Raw genomic sequence first — 17,947 nt, 5'->3', positions numbered from 1 at the left:
AGCGCTTTGGCTTGCAGTAATGCTAATAAGCCGAGCTTTTATGGGAGTGAAAATAGGTAACAAGTTTACACTTTGTTGGCGGTAATTAGAATCGTCACCAATTCCAAGCCGCCTTAATGTGTTTGAGCTTGTGACTAAGCGTGCCCCACTTCTGATGACAGGTGAGCAAGGTCGATACCTAGCTTTGCTGTCGCCTTCTGCCAGCGCTGCTCAATCGGGGTTTCAAATAATATTTCATTGTCGGCAGGGGTCGTTAGCCATGAATTTTCAGCGATCTCTTTTTCCAGCTGGCCAGGCCCCCAACCCGCGTAACCCAAGGTTACCATAAACTGTGGCGGCGCTTGCTCAGTGCCTAGTGCCATGAGAATATCTTTTGAGGTGGTGATCATCACTTCATCACTTAACGCCAACGAGCTAGACCAGCAATTTTGCGGACTGTGCAAGACAAAACCACGCTGCTGCGCCACGGGGCCGCCAGTGAGTACTTGCTGTTCAAGCGAGGGAAGTTGCGGCTTATCGGCATCAATTTGTTCGAGTAGTTCATTTAAGGTTAACTCAACGGGTAAATTGATGATAAGCCCCATCGCGCCATCGTCGTTGTGCTCACAAATGTAGGTCACCGTACGACTAAAAAAAGGATCACCCATGGTTGGCATAGCAATTAACAACTGATTTTCTAAACTTTCCATCGTGTGCTCCTTTTTCTATATTTTATGGTGCTTTGTCTTGGTACTCGATTTGTTAGGGCGAATAGACTATCGCTGCGCCAAGGCTTGCTCGATAGCATCCATCAATTTACCCGAAATATTAATGGCAAAGGCCGCTTCAATTTCGCGAATGCAGGTTGGGCTGGTAACGTTAATTTCAGTCACTTTATCGCCAATTACATCAAGGCCAACAAAGAACAAGCCGCGTTTTTTCAGCTCAGGGGCAATGGTTTCCGCAATCAACTTGTCACCGGCGGATAATGGTCTTGGCTCACCGCTGCCACCTGCTGCCAGATTACCACGTGTTTCCCCTTGCGCAGGAATACGTGCTAAACAGTATGGCATGACTTCACCGTTAACGATTAAGATGCGTTTGTCGCCATCTTTAATCGCGGGCATGTACTCTTGTACCATAGCATATTGACTGCCATGTGCGGTTAAGGTTTCAATGATCACACCGACATTGGCATCGCCTTCTTTGATGCGAAAAATAGATGCCCCCCCCATGCCGTCAAGCGGCTTGATGATGACATCCTTTTCTTGGCGATGAAATTCGCGAATGCGCTCGCTGCTGCGAGTTACTAAGGTTTTTGGTGTTAGCTCTGGGAACCAAGCGGTAAATAATTTTTCGTTACAATCGCGTAAACTTTGCGGCTTGTTAACAATCAGCGTACCCGCTTGTTCGGCACGCTCTAGCATGTAAGTTGCGTAGATGTATTCGGTATCAAATGGCGGATCTTTACGCATTAATACCGCGTCTAACTCGGTTAATGAGATATCTTGCGCTTCTTCTAAGTCGTACCAGTGATCAGCGTCATCATAAACTTTAACAGGGCGTACGGTTGAGCGACACTCACCTTGTTCAAGGTATAAATCGTTCATTTCGATATAAAACAGTTGGTAGCCGCGTTGCTGTGCTTCCAACATCATCGCCATTGACGAGTCTTTTTGTACTTTTACTTCAGAAATTGGGTCCATTACGACCCCAAGTTTAATCGTCATATTTATTCCTATAAATCGCCAAAGCGACACTGTAATGCCGTGATCGCAGTAAGCGCGGCAGTTTCTGTTCTTAACACGCGCGGCCCAAGTAATACATCGGTAAAGCCGGCATCGCGGGCGCTGCTGATTTCGTCATCGCTTAGCCCACCTTCTGGGCCAATCAGCAAACGCACTTGCTCAGTTTCCACGGGCAAACTCATAATTGAATGTGCTGCGCGTGGGTGTAAATTTAATTTTAACGCATCGGTTTGCTGCGCCTGCCACTCGGCTAGGCTGATCGGTGCTTTGACCTCAGGGACAAAACAGCGACCACTTTGCTCACAAGCACTAATCACTATTTTCTGCCACTGTTCTTGCTTTTTCTTGAGCCTGTCACCAGTTAGCTTAACACCGCAGCGTTCGGTAAACAGCGGAGTGATAGTTTGTACACCTAACTCAACCGATTTTTGCAAGGTAAAATCCATGCGATCACCACGAGAAATACCTTGCCCTAAATGAATATTAAGCGGCGACTCGTTGTTAACCATTTGCTCGCTTTCAATCTCGGCAAATGCCTGCTTTTTGCTGACATTAACCAGCCTAGCTTGATACTGAGTATACTGCTGCTGAGCTGTGTCACCACTTGCTTGATCTTTAGGCAAGCCGTTAAACAAGGTGATTGGATCACCTTCGCCCAATCGCAAGACTCTGACTACATGACCTAAGGCATCATCAGATAATTGCACTTGAGTATTCACGGCTAATGCCTGATTAAGGTAAATTCGAGGGTTGCGCATCGCGATATTGGTGATAAATCAGCTTGTTAGAATGCAAATTAAATAGGGGCTGAGAAGCAAAAATACAAGGCTGCATGACAAAATATTCTGAGCTAATGATATTCATGCCCTAGCTATCGTTTTTTAATGAACCAAGCACGTAACCCGCAATCGAGCTGAGTAGGGCGATGGCGGCCTCCGATAATTGACCTGCTAGTGCGAGATAGGCGGCAGTTACTAAAATCGCAAATACGGTCAGAATTTTTAACGAGTTCCCACCATTGAAGAACTCTTTAAGTGACTTTGACGCCGCCTCTGGGGCATTTTTAATCGCAACGATGGCCGCAATCGCGGAAATAAGCAGGGCAACGATTAACACTAGCGTAAGTGCGTAGATAGCGATAAGGGACAAATTGGGATCTGTCGGCTGCATAGCTGTGACCACCGTAAGCAAGGTATGCAATAAAGCTTAACAGTGCACGCTGAAATTGCGTATTTTTACAATACTCCCCCTTGCTTGTTATCAACTAACCTCAAGTTTAAACAGTAACCCTAAAAAGTCAGCCTAAAACGTTAGCCTAAAAATACTGCCGCTTTGATTTGCTTCTGCCACCACAGCTGAATTTGATGTTTTATTCGCTAAGCTAATAAAGCCGCCGTGCGCGAGCATAATTTGTCGCGTTAGCGCTAAGCCAACACCCGAGCCATCGCGCTTGGTGGTAAAAAATGGTACGAAAATCTTTTCAGCAATCGCTTGGTCGATACCGATGCCATTATCACTCACTTCAATAATCACGCGGCCGCGACTGTTTAGGCTGGCATTGACTGTGATATTAGCTTGGCTAACCCCCGCCACTGCGTGCTCGGCATTTTGCAGCAAGTTAATCAGCACTTGCTCAAGCATATCGTTATCAGCATTAAGGGGTAAGCTCGGCGGTGAAGCGTTAAACTGGTATGTAATGCCTTTGCTCGGCCAATGCTGGCAGGCAAGTCGCTCGACATTTTCAAATAAATTGACCAGCGAAATAGTTTGCTTGTTCGGGGGCGGTAATCGAGTTAACCGGCGGTAGCTAGTGACGAACTGCATCAGGCCGTCACTGCGTCTGGCAACGGTATTCACTGCGTCAGTAATATCGCTAAGCTCAGCCACTAGCGCTGGTTGGCTGGCCACTTGCTCGGCAACATCATCCACTAAATCAACGGCTGTTTTAGCGAGCGAAGCAACGGGGGTGATGCTATTCATAATTTCGTGAGTGAGCACTCGCACTAGGTCTTGCCATGCGCTCAGCTGTGCGGCGTCCAGCTCTGATTGAATATCTTGCAAGCTGATCAATAATTCTTGCTGTTGGCCTATGGTAATAGCCGTTGCGGCAATACTGAGTTGGTGTGGTGTGTCGTCGATTTTTATCGTGATCAGCGAGCGCTCTCCTGGGGTGAGGGTTGCGAGGTGATGACTAAAGCTGGTGTGAATAACATCGGTGTCAAATTGATCAAGGTCGCTGAGTTTAGTCACTGAATGTGTGCCAAACAATCGCCGCGCGCTGTTGTTCCACAAGGTAAGCTTTTGATTTGCTGACTTTTCGTCTGTGCTCTTTTCGTCTGGGCATTTGGGGTTAGACACCAAGCTGATGAGTGGCACAGGTACGTGTTCAACCACAGCTTTTAAGTGACGTAAGCTTTCTTCTTTTTGGTTACTCGCTTGTTGCAAGCGGCCAAGAATATCGCCAAAGGCTTGGCCGAGTTCGTCAAAACCAGTACCGAGTTTGCTTAAATCAAAGCGCTGTGAATAATCCGCGTGACGGGCGGCATCAAAAAAGCGCACTAACTCGCCATTGGTTTTGTTGACATAGCGAATTAATTCGAAAAGTTGGCTAACCACCAGTGTCGCGAGCAGCATACTCGCAGCGTGGTAACCCGGCTGGCTGATAAAGAACACCAAAAATAGCAAGGACACCATCGCCAGAATCGTTCGGGCGATAATGCGCAGTGAAAAGTGTTTAAAGCCCATGTTTTTCCATCCGGCGATACAGCGCAGCGCGCGTTAAACCAAGCTCTTTGGCGGTATGGCTAATATTGTAGCCATGTTTTTTCAGCGCCTGTGCAATGGCTATTTTCTCAATCGCTTCGAGGTTCAACTCATCAGGCAAAACAACAGATTCAGGTGCTGTATTTCGCGGGCTTTGATGAAGTATCGCCTGCTGCTCAGTCGTTAGTTGAAAGTCTTGTGGCGTTAGTGTGTCTGTGTCACACAAGATTACGGCGCGCTCAACGGCATGGCGCAGAGCGCGAATATTGCCCGGCCATGAATAGATTGTGATCGCTTGTTTGGCATCATTGTTAAGTTGTAGCGATGGCTTTTGATATTTTTTGCCATACAGGGCAATAAAATGCGCAGCGATGGCAGGAATATCGGTATGGCGCTCGCGCAGCGGCGGTAAAGTGATTTCAACGGTATTGAGGCGAAACAGCAAGTCTTGGCGAAAATAACTTTCATCGCTTAACTTGGCTTTGCTGACATTGGTTGCGGCGACAATTCGGACGTTAAAAGGCTCTTCATGATTGCTGCCAAGCGGCGTGACTTTGCGCTGCGCTAGTACGGTTAGTAATTTGGCTTGCAAATGCAGCGGCAAGTTGCCTATTTCATCCAAAAACAGCGTGCCACCTTCGGCGGCTTTGATTTTGCCGATACGATCTTGTTGCGCGCCGGTAAATGCTCCTTTTTTATGGCCAAACAATTCACTTTCGAACAGGTTTTCAGATATCGCGCCAAGATCCACGGAAAGAAACACTTGCTCGGCGCGCTGGCTGTGGCGGTGGATGTCACGGGCGATCAGCTCTTTCCCCGTACCATTTTCGCCCAAAATTAATACATTGGCATCTGTGGGCGCGGCGCGACTGACCAGCGAATGCACCTGTTGCATGGCTGGCGAGCTGCCTATAATGGTGTCACTGGCGGTTGTTGTCGCCTGCACTAACGCTTGGTTAGCAACTTTGAGTTGCTGTGATTCTTGGCGCGTGCGTTTTAGCTCAAGTGCGGTGGTCACGGTAGCGATAACTTTTTCATTGTGCCAAGGCTTAGCGATAAAATCCGTTGCCCCTTGCTTGATGGCGTCGACCGCGATATCGACGCCGCCGTGCGCAGTGATCATCACCACTACCACATCAGGCGCTAATTGCTGAATTTGACCAAGCCAATAAAACCCTTGCTCGCCGGAGCTTTCGCCGGGGCCAAAATTCATGTCGAGCAAGACAAGGTCATACGCTTTATCGGCCAGTAAACTGGGCAATTGCTCAGGCCGATTGCAAATATCGACATGGCTAAATTTACGTTTGAGTAATAACTTGCCGGCGATCAGAATATCTTGGTCGTCGTCAACAATTAAAATTTGGGCGTTTTGTTTCACCGGTTTTCCTTTGGCTTCTTTCTCTTAGCTATCTTGCCTTTGCAAACTGTTCATTAACGTACACCTAGTGTTCAAAAACGTACAGTTATTTCACGATAAATCACACTGTATAAAATAAAAAGTTAATTAAAACAGTATCTTGTTTTGTTGGTGTGATTCTTGTTGTGTACTACAGCACATCGATAACCTTGATAGGGCAAGGATTACGCCAATCCCCCTAAAAAGTTACTCACCTTGTGCCCCCTTGGCTCGAGGAAAGTAATTTTAGGAAAATGGCGCTAGGTAAATGAGTCGAGGTAAAAATAGCCTTTAAAGCCAATAGGTTAAATCAGCGAGTTAAACAAAAGACGAACACTAAGACAGCGATATGAATAATTCACTAAAAGCCGTAAGCAAAAAGGCCAAACAAGAGGCAATCCTTCAAGCTGGTTCAAGCCAAGCGCAAGCCGACTCAAGCCAAGTGCGAGCTGGCGCTGGTATGGATCGCAAAATTGCTAAACAGAAATCACCCTGGCCTAAGTTTGTGTGGGGTGGCGTTGCCATTGGTATTCTTGTTTGGTTACTTGCGGGAATTAGCGGGCAAACAGGTGGAAAGATGTTAAGTGTCAGTAGCCAGCGCGTTGTGATTTCAGCCGTAAGCCGTGGCACATTTGAAGACTTTATTCCGGTGCGGGGGCGAGTCGCACCTGCCAAAACCTTATTTCTCGACGCCATTGAAGGGGGGCGCGTAGAGCGTATTCTCGTTGAAGATGGCGCGGCACTGGAAGCAGGCGACTTGATTGTCGAGCTGTCTAACGCTTCCCTGCAACTTAGCGTACTAGGAAATGAGGCAAGAGTGGCAGAGCAGCTTAACAATATGCGCTCAATTGAGCTTAGTCTTGAGCAAAACCGACTGCGCCACAAACGCAATTTGATTGATATTGAGCATCAAATCAAATTACTTACTCGGCAAGTGGCGCGTGAGCAGGAATTAGTGACCAGTGGGGCGGTTTCGCAATCTCAGTTTGATGATACCCGTGATACCTTGCAGTGGTACAAAAATCAGCGCGAGGTAACGCTCGAAAGCCAAGCGTCAGACACGCGTATGCAGGAATCGCAACTGGCGTTTTTAAAGCAAACGGGTGAGCGTTTAGAGAGTAACTTAGCCATTTCACGTGAAAACTTAGAAAATATGAAGGTGCGCGCGCCAGTTTCGGGCAAGCTCTCGGGCTTTAATATTGAAGTTGGCCAGAGTATTGGCCGTGGCGAGCGCCTTGGGCAAATTGATACACCCAACGATTACAAAGTTACCGCTTTTATTGACGAATTCTACCTTGGCCGCGTCGATATAGGGCAAGCCGCAGTCTTTGAACAATATCCGTTAACCATCAGCAAAATATACCCGCAAGTGCAAAACGGCCAGTTTGAAGTGGACTTTACCTTTAGTGGCGAACAGCCAAACGGTATTCGCCGTGGTCAAACCGTACAAACCAAACTCACGCTAGGCGATGCCAGCAAAGCCTTACTGTTACCTAATGGCGCGTTTTATCAAGACACTGGCGGTAAATGGGTGTTTGTGGTGAGTGATGATGGCAGTGAAGCGGTTAAGCGCAGTGTGCGTTTGGGGCGTCGCAATAATCAGTTTATCGAAGTGCTTGATGGCTTAGAGCAAGGTGAGCGAGTGATCACAAGTCCTTACAGCAGCTATCGCGATATTGAACGGCTGGTCTTAGCTAGTAAATAGCCGAGTAAATAGCTCAAGCAACCTATGTTTTGTGCTCTTGGGTGCTCGATAGCGCTTGCCCAAGATAAATAACAGACGAAATTACAACGTATTACAGGAACAAACCAATGCTAAAACTACATAATTTATCCCGTGTTTATCAAACTCAAGAGGTGGAAACGCTGGCGCTCAATGGCGTTAACATTGAAATTGGCCAAGGAGAATTTGTTGCCATTATGGGACCATCAGGCTGTGGCAAATCAACTCTGTTAAACACCATTGGCATGTTAGATTCCCCGAGTTCTGGTCGTTATTACTTTAATGGCGAAGATGTCTCTGGCTATCGGGAAGGTCAGCTGGCGAGTCTACGTAAAAAGCATATTGGCTTTATTTTTCAAAACTTCAATTTAATTGACGAGCTAACGGTGGCGGAAAATATCGAGCTTGCCTTGCTTTATCACAAGATTCCCGCAGCAGAGCGCAAAGCACGCGTCAGTAAAATCATGGATCAAGTGGGGATTGGGCATCGCGCTGGCCATATGCCGAGCCAGCTTTCTGGTGGTCAACAGCAGCGCGTTGCCGTGGCGCGAGCCATAGTCGGTGATCAGCAGCTTATTTTGGCGGATGAGCCAACGGGGAACCTCGATAGTGCCCATGGTCAAGAAGTGATGGAAATGCTGCGCACGCTGAACGATGGCGGCACCACTATCGTCATGGTCACTCATAGCCCGGCGCATGCGGATTACGCCAAACGCACCATTAACTTATTTGATGGCCATGTTGTGCTCGAAAATACTCGGGCGGCCTAAGTGAGGGAGTTGACATGTTTAGAAATTACGTAATAACAGCATGGCGTAACATCGTTAAAAATGGTGTGTTTTCTGCCATCAATATTTTTGGTTTAGCGGTTGGGTTAATGAGCTGTATTTTGATCATGCTATTTGTCAGGGCTGAGACTGGCTATGACAAATGGTTGCCACAGAGCGATCAAGTTGTGCGTATTCATACCGCTTATACCATGCCAGATCGACAGCCATTTTTAACCGTAAGATCGCCAGGTCGCATTATGGAGGCAGTGCGAGATTATGCACGTGCAGAAGTTGAAACGGGCGTTCGGCTGATTCAATGGAATTTAACTATTCGCAAAGGTGAAAACATTTTTGATGAGGCGATCACTATGGCCGATGGCAGCTTTTTAGACGTTTTCCAGTTGCCCTTTGTTCATGGCGATCGTCAGTCTTCGTTTAGCCAGCCAATGCACTTAGTGATTACCGAGGCGCTCGCGAATAAATATTTCGGCCGTACAGATGTTATTGGTGAAACGCTTTCTGTCTGCTGTGTTGGCTCTCAAGGACCCGTTGACGTAGCAATTACTGGCGTGGTCAAAGATCTACCCAGTGAAACGCACCTTGATATTAATATGTTGTTTTACTTGCAACCAGCGCTGTTTCCGCCAGGTAATAATGTTCTAGATACTTGGACCAGCGTAAATGTTTACACTTATTTTAAATTAAAACCGCAAGTGAGTGCTGCGCAATTTCAAGAGCGGATTAGCTATTGGTTGGACAATGAGAGCCCATTTGGCCAGATGTTTCAGCAAATTATTGGTGACAAAGCAGCTGACAGAAAGGTTACTGACTTTTTCAATATTAAGGTGATGAAGCTTACTGATTTGCACCTGAATGCTAAACAAGACGCGGGCAATTTAGGGGACTTATCCCCAATGGGCGATGCTAACTTAATTCGCACTTTTTCAATTGTTGCTTTGATCGTATTGATCATCGCCGGCATTAATTTTATGAACCTTGCGACCGCTAAAGCGGGTAAGAGAGCAAAAGAAGTTGCCATGCGCAAAGTACTTGGCGCATCGCGTGGACAGGTTGCCGTTCAATTTCTCAGTGAAGCTGTCATTTTAGTGTTTGTTGCACTGCTATTTGCTGTTGCCGCATCAGAGCTTATTTTGCCGTTTTATAACCAAGTTATTGGCAAGAATTTGCAACTTCAACTGTTTGATGATCCAAGCTTGCTGCTGGCACTTATGTCAATTGCTACTCTGGTGGGGATTCTTGCAGGCATTTATCCAGCATTGTATTTATCGCGTTTTTTACCCGGCCATATTTTAAAAGCGAGTAAGGCGAGTGAGTCGGCAAGCTCAGCGAAAATGCGCGGTGTCTTGGTGGTCACGCAGTTTGCGGCGTCCATCACCTTAGTCGTTGCTACAGTTGTAGTGTATGGACAAACCTTATACTCAACCATGGCTGATGTCGGCTTTACCAGTAACGATAAACTCATCCTTAACGTGCGCACTGCAGCGGATAGAGCAGAGCGCTTGCGCCAAGAGTTGCTTAGCTTACCCCAAGTCAATTCAGTGACCTTTAGCTCGGAAGCTCCAACACAAGACGACGAAAATAATGATCAGTTTAGGCTACTTGAGCCAAATGATTATGGCGATGTGGTCGAGCCAATGTTCCTTAACTATCACAACATGGACTTTGGTTTTTTTGAAGCCTATAAAGTTAAACCGATTGCCGGGCGATTGTTTAGTGAAGAATTTGGCACGGATCGCATTATTCACGCGCCCGAAACACAGGAAGAAAAATTGCAGGCAAGTATTATTCTCAATTTAACTGCGGTTAAAAAGCTTGGTTTTAGTGCCCCTGAAAGCATTATCGGCAAAACATTAGTTAACCAGAGCCATCAGTTTAGGGTGATTGGCGTGATACCAGATATTCACTTTCGCTCAATGAAATTTGGTATTCGCGCAACTGTGTTTATGCTTAACCCAGAGCGTTTCCGAGTCGCTAATATTGCTTTTAATACTCAAGATCTGCCTGCGCTCGTGCGCAAGGTGGAGGAAATTTGGCAACGCAATGTGCCGCAGCATCCGATCAATTTGCAGTTTTTATCTGAAATGATGGCTGCCCAGTATCAGGATGAGCGAACCACTGCCCATTTATTTCTCGCTTTCTCTGTGCTGGCAATTATCGTTGCTTGTCTGGGGCTGTATGGTTTGTCGGCATTCACTGTTGAGCGGCGTACGAAAGAAATTGGCATCAGAAAAGTGATGGGCGCAAGCGTAGCTGATATTGTTAAGTTGTTGATATGGCAGTTCTCAAAGCCGGTCATGCTCGCTAATATTATTGCTTGGCCACTCGCAACTTACTTTATGCTAACCTGGTTGCAAGCATTCCCATATCGCATTGATGCATGGTGGATTGCACCAATTTGCCTAGGTGTTGGCGTTTTATCTCTAGTGATCGCTTGGCTGACCGTTGGCGGCAATGCCGCTTGGGTTGCGCGCCGCAATCCTGTTCATGCGCTCAGGTATGAATAACGCTTAAACCAAGCGTTTAAAACCTGAATGTGACTTGAATTCAGGGTATAAAAAAAGCGCTAACGTGATTAACGTTAGCGCTTTTTCGCAATGGGGTATACGTGGCTTACAAACCCGCCGCAGCGCGAAGTGCGTCAGCTTTGTCGGTTTTTTCCCAACTAAACGCCGTGAAGGTTTCACCATCAACGGTTTTTTCGTATGGTTCACGACCAAAGTGGCCGTAAGCAGCTGTTTCTTGGTACATAGGGTGTAGCAAGTCAAGCATCTTGGTAATGCCGTATGGGCGTAAGTCGAAGTGCTCGCGAACCAGCTCAACTAGCTTGTCTTCTGCAACTTTGCCCGTACCAAAGGTTTCTACCGTAATTGACGTTGGCTCAGCCACACCAATGGCGTAAGACACTTGAATTTCACAGCGTTCAGCAAGACCTGCTGCAACAATGTTTTTCGCAACATAACGACCTGCGTATGCCGCACTGCGGTCAACTTTTGATGGATCTTTACCTGAGAATGCACCACCACCGTGACGTGCCATACCGCCGTAGGTATCAACAATAATCTTACGGCCCGTTAAACCACAGTCACCGACTGGGCCACCAATGACAAAGCTACCGGTTGGGTTGATAAAGTATTTAGTCTCTTCCGTTAGCAACTCTTCAGGTAACACGTGCTTGATAATGTTTTCCATTACCGCGTCGTGCAACATGTCCTGCGTAATATCAGGATTGTGCTGGGTTGATAAAACCACAGCATCAATGGCAACTGGCTTGTTGTCTTCGTATACAAACGTCACTTGCGATTTTGCGTCTGGACGTAACCAAGGTAATACCCCTGATTTACGCACTTCTGCTTGGCGCTCAACCAATAAGTGAGAGTAGTAAAGCGGCGCAGGCATGTAAGTTGGTGTTTCGTTAGTGGCGTAACCAAACATTAAGCCTTGGTCACCAGCACCTTGCTCTTCTGGCTTAGCGCGATCAACACCTTGCGCAATCTCTGATGATTGCTGACCAATCAGGTTCATAATGCCACAAGTTTCGCCGTCAAAACCAACGTCTGACGAAGTGTAACCAATGTCGCTGATCACTTTACGCGTTAGGCTTTCTAAATCAACCCAGGCTGACGTTGAAATCTCACCTGAGATAATCGCAACGCCTGTTTTAACCATAGTTTCACAAGCAACACGGGCGTGCTTGTCACGCGCAATAATGGCGTCTAATACCGCATCAGAAATTTGATCGGCAATTTTATCCGGGTGACCTTCTGAAACAGATTCAGAGGTGAATAGGTGTCTAGACATAAAACCTCAATTATCATTGAAAGAGTGTGATTGTTGTCGTTTGGCAATTTTAGTTGTTAACGGTATTCATTAACCGCGCTAGTGAGGCTAACGACCAATGCCGCTTAAAACAGCTTCCGACAAATTTTTCGCCATTCTACTTGAACTCGACTTTGATGAAAAGTTTTTTACGCCTAGACGTCTAAATGTCTTTTTTGATTGGCTAGGATTACAGTTGATGAAAGCTCAGTTGGCTTGGCCAGAAGGAGCGAATCACTTGCTGTTGTATTTCCGTTAATGCACTTGAATAAACCTGATAGGGCTTGCTGGCGTTTGGGCGAGCTGTCAACAAGTTGAATTGTGATAGTCGGCGAATCAGCTCATTGGTAACAGGCTGCGCGGTTTCAACAAGTGCGATCCCCTCAGGTAAGTGGGCTTTTATTTGCGTTTCGATCAATGGGTAATGGGTGCACCCGAGTACGAGCGTGTCTATTTGCTTCGCCACAAGTGGGGCAATGAAACGGTCGAGTAATTGATGGCAAGTATCGCTGTGGTGCTGGCCTTGCTCAATTTGCTGGACAAGCCCCGGGCAGGGTTGAATATGCACTTGTGCAGCTTGTTTGTAAGTGTCAATTAGTGCCAAGAATCGCGCATTCTTCGCAGTGGCTTGCGTCACTAAAATGCCCACTGACTTTGACGTCGATTGTTTAGCGGCAGGTTTAATGGCCGGTTCAACACCAATAATGGGCAATGCGTATTTGGCGCGCAGTGCCTCAATGGCTACGACGGTTGCGGTATTACACGCCACAACAATGGCTTTTACGCCTTGTGCTATCAGGAAATTAGCAACGACATCAGCTCTGGCTATAATGTCTTTATGGCTTTTGTCGCCGTATGGGGCAAAACCACTGTCTGCAACGTAAATAAGCTGCTCATTCGGCAGATTTTGTGCGACGCATCGTGCAATGGAAAGCCCGCCTATACCTGAGTCAAAAATTCCAATGGGAGCCTGTGTGTTGCTGCTAGCCTGAGTTGTTGTCATATCATTAATTAAAGGTCGTAAAGATGCAGAGCCAAGTTAAGAGCGCGCGTTGCCGTTATAGGCAGTTTTGCTGAGTTTGTAAAGGAAATACTTGGCTGGAAACTTGCTGCTTATTTTTGTCAAGACAAAGAACTTTGAAGCCACGTAACGTTGATGAGAGGCCATGGAAAGTAAAGTGTCGTTTGCTCAGCTTAAACAATTCCCGCGATTGATGTGGATTGTCTTATTCGGCGATCTGATCACTCGTGGCAGCTTTTACATGGTGTGGCCATTCTTAGCAGTAATGCTTTACAAGTCGTTTGGTATTTCGGCAACTCAAGTGGGACTAATTTTATCGGGCGCTGCGGTGTTATCGGTTTTTATTGGCTTTTTTGGCGGTGCGCTGTCTGACAAGTTCGGTCGCAAAGTCATTATGTTTAGCGCAGGTAGCCTGTACGTTTGCTCGTTTGTGTTACTTGCAAATGTTGAAACCGTTACGGGTTACGTGATTGTTATCGCCCTGTGCTCGATGTCGAAAGCCATTTGGGACCCACCCACGCAAGCGCTAGTTGCTGACATTTTACCTGATGTGCAAGTACGAGAATTGGGCTTACAAGCGCGCTATTTTGTCATTAATGTTGGTTGTGCCATTGGCCCAATGGCGGGTGTTTATATTGGAATAACTGGGCAGCAATCCGGCTTTTTAGTAACAGCAGGTACGTTTGCCCTGTGGATGACACTACTAGCTTATGGGATGCGTCATTTTGCCAAGCGACAAGCGCGTCGCCCTAAAAATGAGCAGCAAAAGCTGCGGGAACAGAGCGAATCGGCCGCTGTAACAACAGCTGACTTAAAATCAAAGCCAATACCCAAAGCGCCGCGAAAGCCCAAATCTACTCTGCTGGAAACACTGAAAATACTGGCAAAAGATCGCGTCTTGCAGTGTTTAATTGTCGCCAATATTATCTGTAAGTTCGTTTATGCACAGATGGACTCGACTCTTATTCAGTACCTGACAAGGGCTGATGTTCCGCAGCTGATGACGCTGATCTCCAGTATGATTTTTGCCAATGCTGCGGTTATTGTGTGTTTGCAGTTTGTTTTGTTAAAAATGATGGCGCGGCTGTCATTAACCCAACGCATTCAAGTGGGCTTAGTATTGCTGGCAGCTGCGCAAATTTGGATGGCAGTAAACCCAGTTAACGCGTTTTGGGGCTGGATTGGCGCGGTTGTGATACTGAGTATTGGTGAAGCAATTCTGTTTCCTACCATGAATGTTCACATTGATCGATTGGCGCCTACGCATTTACGCGGCGCATATTTTGGCGCGGCATCGTTTTATTACATAGGGTTTGCGCTAGCGCCACTGGGCGGTGGCGCCTTGTTAGATTTTCTTGGCGGCGCTTGGGTATTTGCCATTGCCGCTTTGCTGGTGCTGTTAGTGATGTATCTGTATTCAATATTGGAAACCTTACCGAGGCCAGACTTTAACAAGCCAGACAGGGTTTCAACTAAATAGGCGTTATAACAGGCTGCCCAGAGGTAGAGGTATACGTTAATGTTCAGTGAAATGAATGATTAGTGGAATAAACGATATCATTAGTGAGCAGTAAAAGTGAGCCGTAAAATGAGTGGCGAGTGCTAACTCAGGCATGAAAAAACAATAGTGAAAAAACAAGGATGAAATAACTGATGACTGTCTATTGAAAGACGATCAAAGAAAGGCTGCTTCCAGAATGCCGTAGCCAACATCAGCCCTTGAACACCGTGTGCTCAAGGCGGGAATCAATATACTCACCGTAGGCTTCTCGGTACAAGCCGAGCTTGCTCAATAGCCAGTAAATGACACCCTGGGGTAAAGATTATCGGCTCAGGGACATAGTTAACTTACGAACATCCCAGAAGACAGGTGTTGAGTATAACAAATTCCCATCACGGATTAAGTAATTTATTGCGTTTACACGCTGACTGCTGACGAATTGAACTAAGTGATTAATTCTTGGTGATTTTGGTTATCCAACTTACGGTATTTAGTTATTCAACAAGTGGACAAGGCTGATAGTCGGGGTTCAGTGATTTGAGTTTTGCTTCGGCGAGTAAGGCGTTAACTGCCGCTTGCTCGCCAAAAAGCTTGCCGTTTTCAAGCCAGGTAAACATCAGCTCTTGGTCATATTGCAGCAGCGATTGCGCATTCACCCAGTCTTGATTGTATAACTGGCTGTAGCGTAGCTGATCAATTTCAGTTTGCGCGGCTAACGCATCGTTATCACCGAGTTTGCGATACATCTCTTTTAACAGTCCCGAGCCAAAGGTTTGCAAGTCAACATTGGTGCTATTGCCGTCAAGTGATTTTGCCAAGCTCAGGCAATTGTCTTGATATTGCTCGATATTTGCGGTGCAAAAATCTATAAGGTAGCTCAGGTTATTTGCTTGAGCTGAGGCTAGCTCATCACCGGTATTCCGCAATTTGGTGTAAGCAATATCAATGCGACCGACACTGGCGCTAAGAAACAGGTCAACATAGCGAAAAAAATAATTGTCAAAGCGCGATTTACTCGCTGCTATCTCCAAGTATTCGAGAAATGCTTGCGGTTGGCGCTGGATAAGTTTATTGGTGGCCAGTTGCAACCAAAGATAGCCATTTTCAGCATCTGCTTGCGCGACAATGGTGTCGAGTTGCTGGCCACAGCCTTCGTCATGTGGCAGTTGTAAACAGACCTTGAGTAATTGGTGGGCAGCGATAGCGTCACTGGGGGTGTTGGCAAGGTAATCACTGAAAAATAAGCGTTTGTGATGGTTGGTTACGGCTGAGCTTGCGGAAAATATGTAACCCAGCTTGCGCTGCTCTGTATCAACATCATTGACGGTTTCACTGAGAAACGCAGATAGCTGAGTATCAAGTAGTTGATGTTCTTCATCGGTAAATTGAGCAAAAGGGCAACTTTTGATGGTTGAACTTGTCGTTTGCTTTTCATTAGCTGCGAGTTGAGCGTCTGTGTCGGCTAGGGGAGCGAGTTTTGTTTTAGGTTCGTTGCTAGCGAGAGGGGCGTTGGCTTGCGCAAGTAGTGAAAAATTATCTGCCCAGAGTGTGGAGGTCTCAGCCGCGTTTTTGTCAGGAGTGGCCGTTTGCGTGCGCGCAGTGGCTTTGGGTTTTGCAGGCTCGTATTGCCAGTAGAACACTAGTGCAAGGAGTAAGCTAATTAACAGCCACACCTTGCCATTCATGATAGTTGCTTCCTAGCTATGCCAGGTTATGCCGATTTATCAATTTGAGAAACCAAGGCTTGTTCGATGGTTTCTTGCAACAAACTGATTTGGTTTTGCGTTTCTTGCTGCTCAACTTCTCGTTGCTTGTTCGCGGCAAGCAAGTCATGAGCAAGATTTAACGCGACCATGGTCATGGCTTGCTCGGTTGTTGCTATGGTTTCGCTATCGCTGTATGCAGCCAATCGCTTGTCTAGCTCAGCGGCGGCGGCGAAAAGCGCACTTTCTTGCCCACTCGGACAACCGATTTTAAGCTTTCGACCTGCAACGGATATTTCAACTTTATTGCGCATTGGCGGAGCGAATTCCTTATAAATCAATAATAACCTCGAACTATAACGACCTGACATGGCAGATGCAAGCAGATCGTAACGCGAGCAGCCGAATTTAATGGGCTTTAATACAAACGTACGCTACCAATTAGGGGGCTGTTTCTCTAAAAAGCTAAACATCTAATACTAGAGGATCAGGTTAAGCCGGTGGGCGCGTTCAACGTTTTTGGCCAGTAGCTCGGGGTCATCACTAAAGGGAGCGACGACTTCGGCAACTTCTTCGATGGGGTAGTCGACCGTACCTTCAAAATCACTATGGTAAACATAGCGGTAGTTATCTTTAATTTCGGGGTCAAGGGGGTAACGCGTTTTGATATCGGTACCCTCCCAAATTGCAGAAGAATCATCATCAATATTAAATTGCACCGCATTTAAAAAACCATAGGGGATGGGTTTATTTTTATCCATAAACTCAGTCAGCAGTGTCCAGTAACGACAGGCTTGGTCATAGTTGTCGGCAACCAACACTGCGTATTGAAAATCCCATTTGGCGGCTTTGGGGTACATTTTGGGGACAACACACTTTGCCGCCATACCCGAGCCACGGCTATAGCCGACTGAGCCGACATAGAGTTCCACTTGATCAAAGGGAATAACCAGCTCAGGGTTTTTACCAAAGGCGGGAAAATGCACATTACCGGTTTTACGGTCGCAAACGACGGCTTGTGCTTGTTTTTTTTTCGATTTTTTAAATTCACGTAGGGCATATAGCGTTAATAATACTTGGACAAAAACGTCATATGCGGGAGTAAATATCGTCCAGACACCATGTGAAAGCCCCCATATTAATTGAGGGACAAAAATAGCGAATACCAGAGTCATGGCCATAGCACCATTCGCCCAGTGATGCATATCTTTAAATGAACCCATCATCATCATTGAGACGTAACGGCCGTCTATATTGAGGGTTGTTGCGCGATAGCCCAAAAAATTATTGTAATCCACTTCCACCTTACGAAAATATTTGCCAAAGGCTTTTTCTGCGGGCTTTTTGGGCGGGCGCAGGTCGGTGGTTAATTGCTCGGTATTGAGTGGGTTACTGGGTTGTTTTTCGCTGTTCTGGTTCAGGTTTGTTTTATCCATTAGTTTAATCCCCTTTCTTTTTTAAAGATGGGCGTTTTTAGTTTCACATCATTTAATGACCAATTGACCT

General features: G+C 46.4%; 15 protein-coding genes and 1 other RNA gene. 4 read left to right on the top strand and 12 right to left on the bottom strand.

Annotated features, from left to right (window positions below):
- Nucleotides 1-134: 134 nt before the first annotated feature.
- The 6 genes from DXX93_RS15325 to DXX93_RS15300 form a co-directional block, all read right to left on the bottom strand.
- A complete protein-coding gene (locus tag DXX93_RS15325) occupies nucleotides 135-689 on the bottom strand; it encodes a YqgE/AlgH family protein (RefSeq protein ID WP_116008861.1) in 555 nt (184 codons plus the stop codon).
- Between the two features lie 66 nt (nucleotides 690-755).
- Nucleotides 756-1,709 carry a glutathione synthase gene (gene gshB / locus DXX93_RS15320; RefSeq protein ID WP_116008860.1) on the bottom strand — a complete coding sequence of 318 codons (954 nt, stop codon included), beginning with the start codon at nucleotides 1,707-1,709 and terminating at the stop codon, nucleotides 756-758.
- Between the two features lie 8 nt (nucleotides 1,710-1,717).
- Nucleotides 1,718-2,485, bottom strand: a complete 768-nt coding sequence (gene rsmE / locus DXX93_RS15315; protein WP_116008859.1) for a 16S rRNA (uracil(1498)-N(3))-methyltransferase — start codon at nucleotides 2,483-2,485, stop codon at nucleotides 1,718-1,720.
- 109 nt (nucleotides 2,486-2,594) lie between these two features.
- The gene (locus tag DXX93_RS15310) at nucleotides 2,595-2,897 is read right to left on the bottom strand and encodes a hypothetical protein (RefSeq protein ID WP_116008858.1); all 303 of its coding nucleotides are present in this window, start codon (nucleotides 2,895-2,897) and stop codon (nucleotides 2,595-2,597) included.
- A 132-nt stretch (nucleotides 2,898-3,029) separates the two neighbouring features.
- Complete coding sequence (locus DXX93_RS15305) at nucleotides 3,030-4,472, bottom strand: sensor histidine kinase (RefSeq protein WP_116008857.1); 1,443 nt, start codon at nucleotides 4,470-4,472, stop codon at nucleotides 3,030-3,032.
- Nucleotides 4,462-5,868 (bottom strand): sigma-54-dependent transcriptional regulator, encoded by a 1,407-nt coding sequence (locus DXX93_RS15300; protein WP_116008856.1) that lies wholly within the window; start codon nucleotides 5,866-5,868, stop codon nucleotides 4,462-4,464. The genes DXX93_RS15305 and DXX93_RS15300 overlap by 11 nt, the downstream gene beginning before the upstream one ends.
- A gap of 367 nt (nucleotides 5,869-6,235) precedes the next feature.
- Here DXX93_RS15300 and DXX93_RS15295 point away from each other — a divergent pair, with 367 nt between their 5' ends.
- The 3 genes from DXX93_RS15295 (at nucleotide 6,236) to DXX93_RS15285 (ending at nucleotide 10,904) form a co-directional block, all read left to right on the top strand.
- Nucleotides 6,236-7,591, top strand: a complete 1,356-nt coding sequence (locus tag DXX93_RS15295) for an efflux RND transporter periplasmic adaptor subunit (protein WP_116008855.1) — start codon at nucleotides 6,236-6,238, stop codon at nucleotides 7,589-7,591.
- Between the two features lie 107 nt (nucleotides 7,592-7,698).
- The gene (locus DXX93_RS15290; protein WP_116008854.1) at nucleotides 7,699-8,379 is read left to right on the top strand and encodes an ABC transporter ATP-binding protein; all 681 of its coding nucleotides are present in this window, start codon (nucleotides 7,699-7,701) and stop codon (nucleotides 8,377-8,379) included.
- Nucleotides 8,380-8,393: 14 nt separating this feature from the next.
- Nucleotides 8,394-10,904, top strand: a complete 2,511-nt coding sequence (locus DXX93_RS15285) for an ABC transporter permease (RefSeq protein WP_116008853.1) — start codon at nucleotides 8,394-8,396, stop codon at nucleotides 10,902-10,904.
- Nucleotides 10,905-11,010: 106 nt separating this feature from the next.
- Here the strand turns inward: DXX93_RS15285 and metK are convergent, their stop codons facing one another.
- Both metK and murI read right to left on the bottom strand, forming a co-directional pair.
- The gene (gene metK / locus DXX93_RS15280) at nucleotides 11,011-12,198 is read right to left on the bottom strand and encodes a methionine adenosyltransferase (RefSeq protein ID WP_116008852.1); all 1,188 of its coding nucleotides are present in this window, start codon (nucleotides 12,196-12,198) and stop codon (nucleotides 11,011-11,013) included.
- 208 nt (nucleotides 12,199-12,406) lie between these two features.
- A complete protein-coding gene (gene murI, locus DXX93_RS15275) occupies nucleotides 12,407-13,219 on the bottom strand; it encodes a glutamate racemase (protein ID WP_220347575.1) in 813 nt (270 codons plus the stop codon).
- 163 nt (nucleotides 13,220-13,382) lie between these two features.
- Between murI and DXX93_RS15270 the strand changes: the two genes are divergently transcribed.
- Complete coding sequence (locus DXX93_RS15270; protein ID WP_116008851.1) at nucleotides 13,383-14,717, top strand: MDR family MFS transporter; 1,335 nt, start codon at nucleotides 13,383-13,385, stop codon at nucleotides 14,715-14,717.
- A 205-nt stretch (nucleotides 14,718-14,922) separates the two neighbouring features.
- Here DXX93_RS15270 and ssrS read toward each other — a convergent pair.
- The 4 genes from ssrS to DXX93_RS15250 all read right to left on the bottom strand — a co-directional run bounded on the left by ssrS (nucleotide 14,923) and on the right by DXX93_RS15250 (nucleotide 17,877).
- Nucleotides 14,923-15,106, bottom strand: a non-coding RNA gene (gene ssrS, locus DXX93_RS15265) — 6S RNA.
- Between the two features lie 126 nt (nucleotides 15,107-15,232).
- On the bottom strand, nucleotides 15,233-16,423 hold the full coding sequence (locus DXX93_RS15260) for a hypothetical protein (protein ID WP_116008850.1): 1,191 nt from the start codon (nucleotides 16,421-16,423) through the stop codon (nucleotides 15,233-15,235).
- A gap of 26 nt (nucleotides 16,424-16,449) precedes the next feature.
- Nucleotides 16,450-16,755, bottom strand: a complete 306-nt coding sequence (locus DXX93_RS15255; protein WP_116008849.1) for a cell division protein ZapA — start codon at nucleotides 16,753-16,755, stop codon at nucleotides 16,450-16,452.
- 165 nt (nucleotides 16,756-16,920) lie between these two features.
- Complete coding sequence (locus DXX93_RS15250; protein ID WP_116008848.1) at nucleotides 16,921-17,877, bottom strand: hypothetical protein; 957 nt, start codon at nucleotides 17,875-17,877, stop codon at nucleotides 16,921-16,923.
- Nucleotides 17,878-17,947 lie beyond the last annotated feature (70 nt).

Origin of the sequence: Thalassotalea euphylliae, from assembly GCF_003390335.1 — a bacterium.
In the GTDB taxonomy this organism is placed as follows: Bacteria; Pseudomonadota; Gammaproteobacteria; order Enterobacterales; family Alteromonadaceae; genus Thalassotalea_F; species Thalassotalea_F euphylliae_B.
Note: the sequence above shows the minus strand (reverse complement) of the source record. Positions and strands in the feature narration are given on the sequence as shown.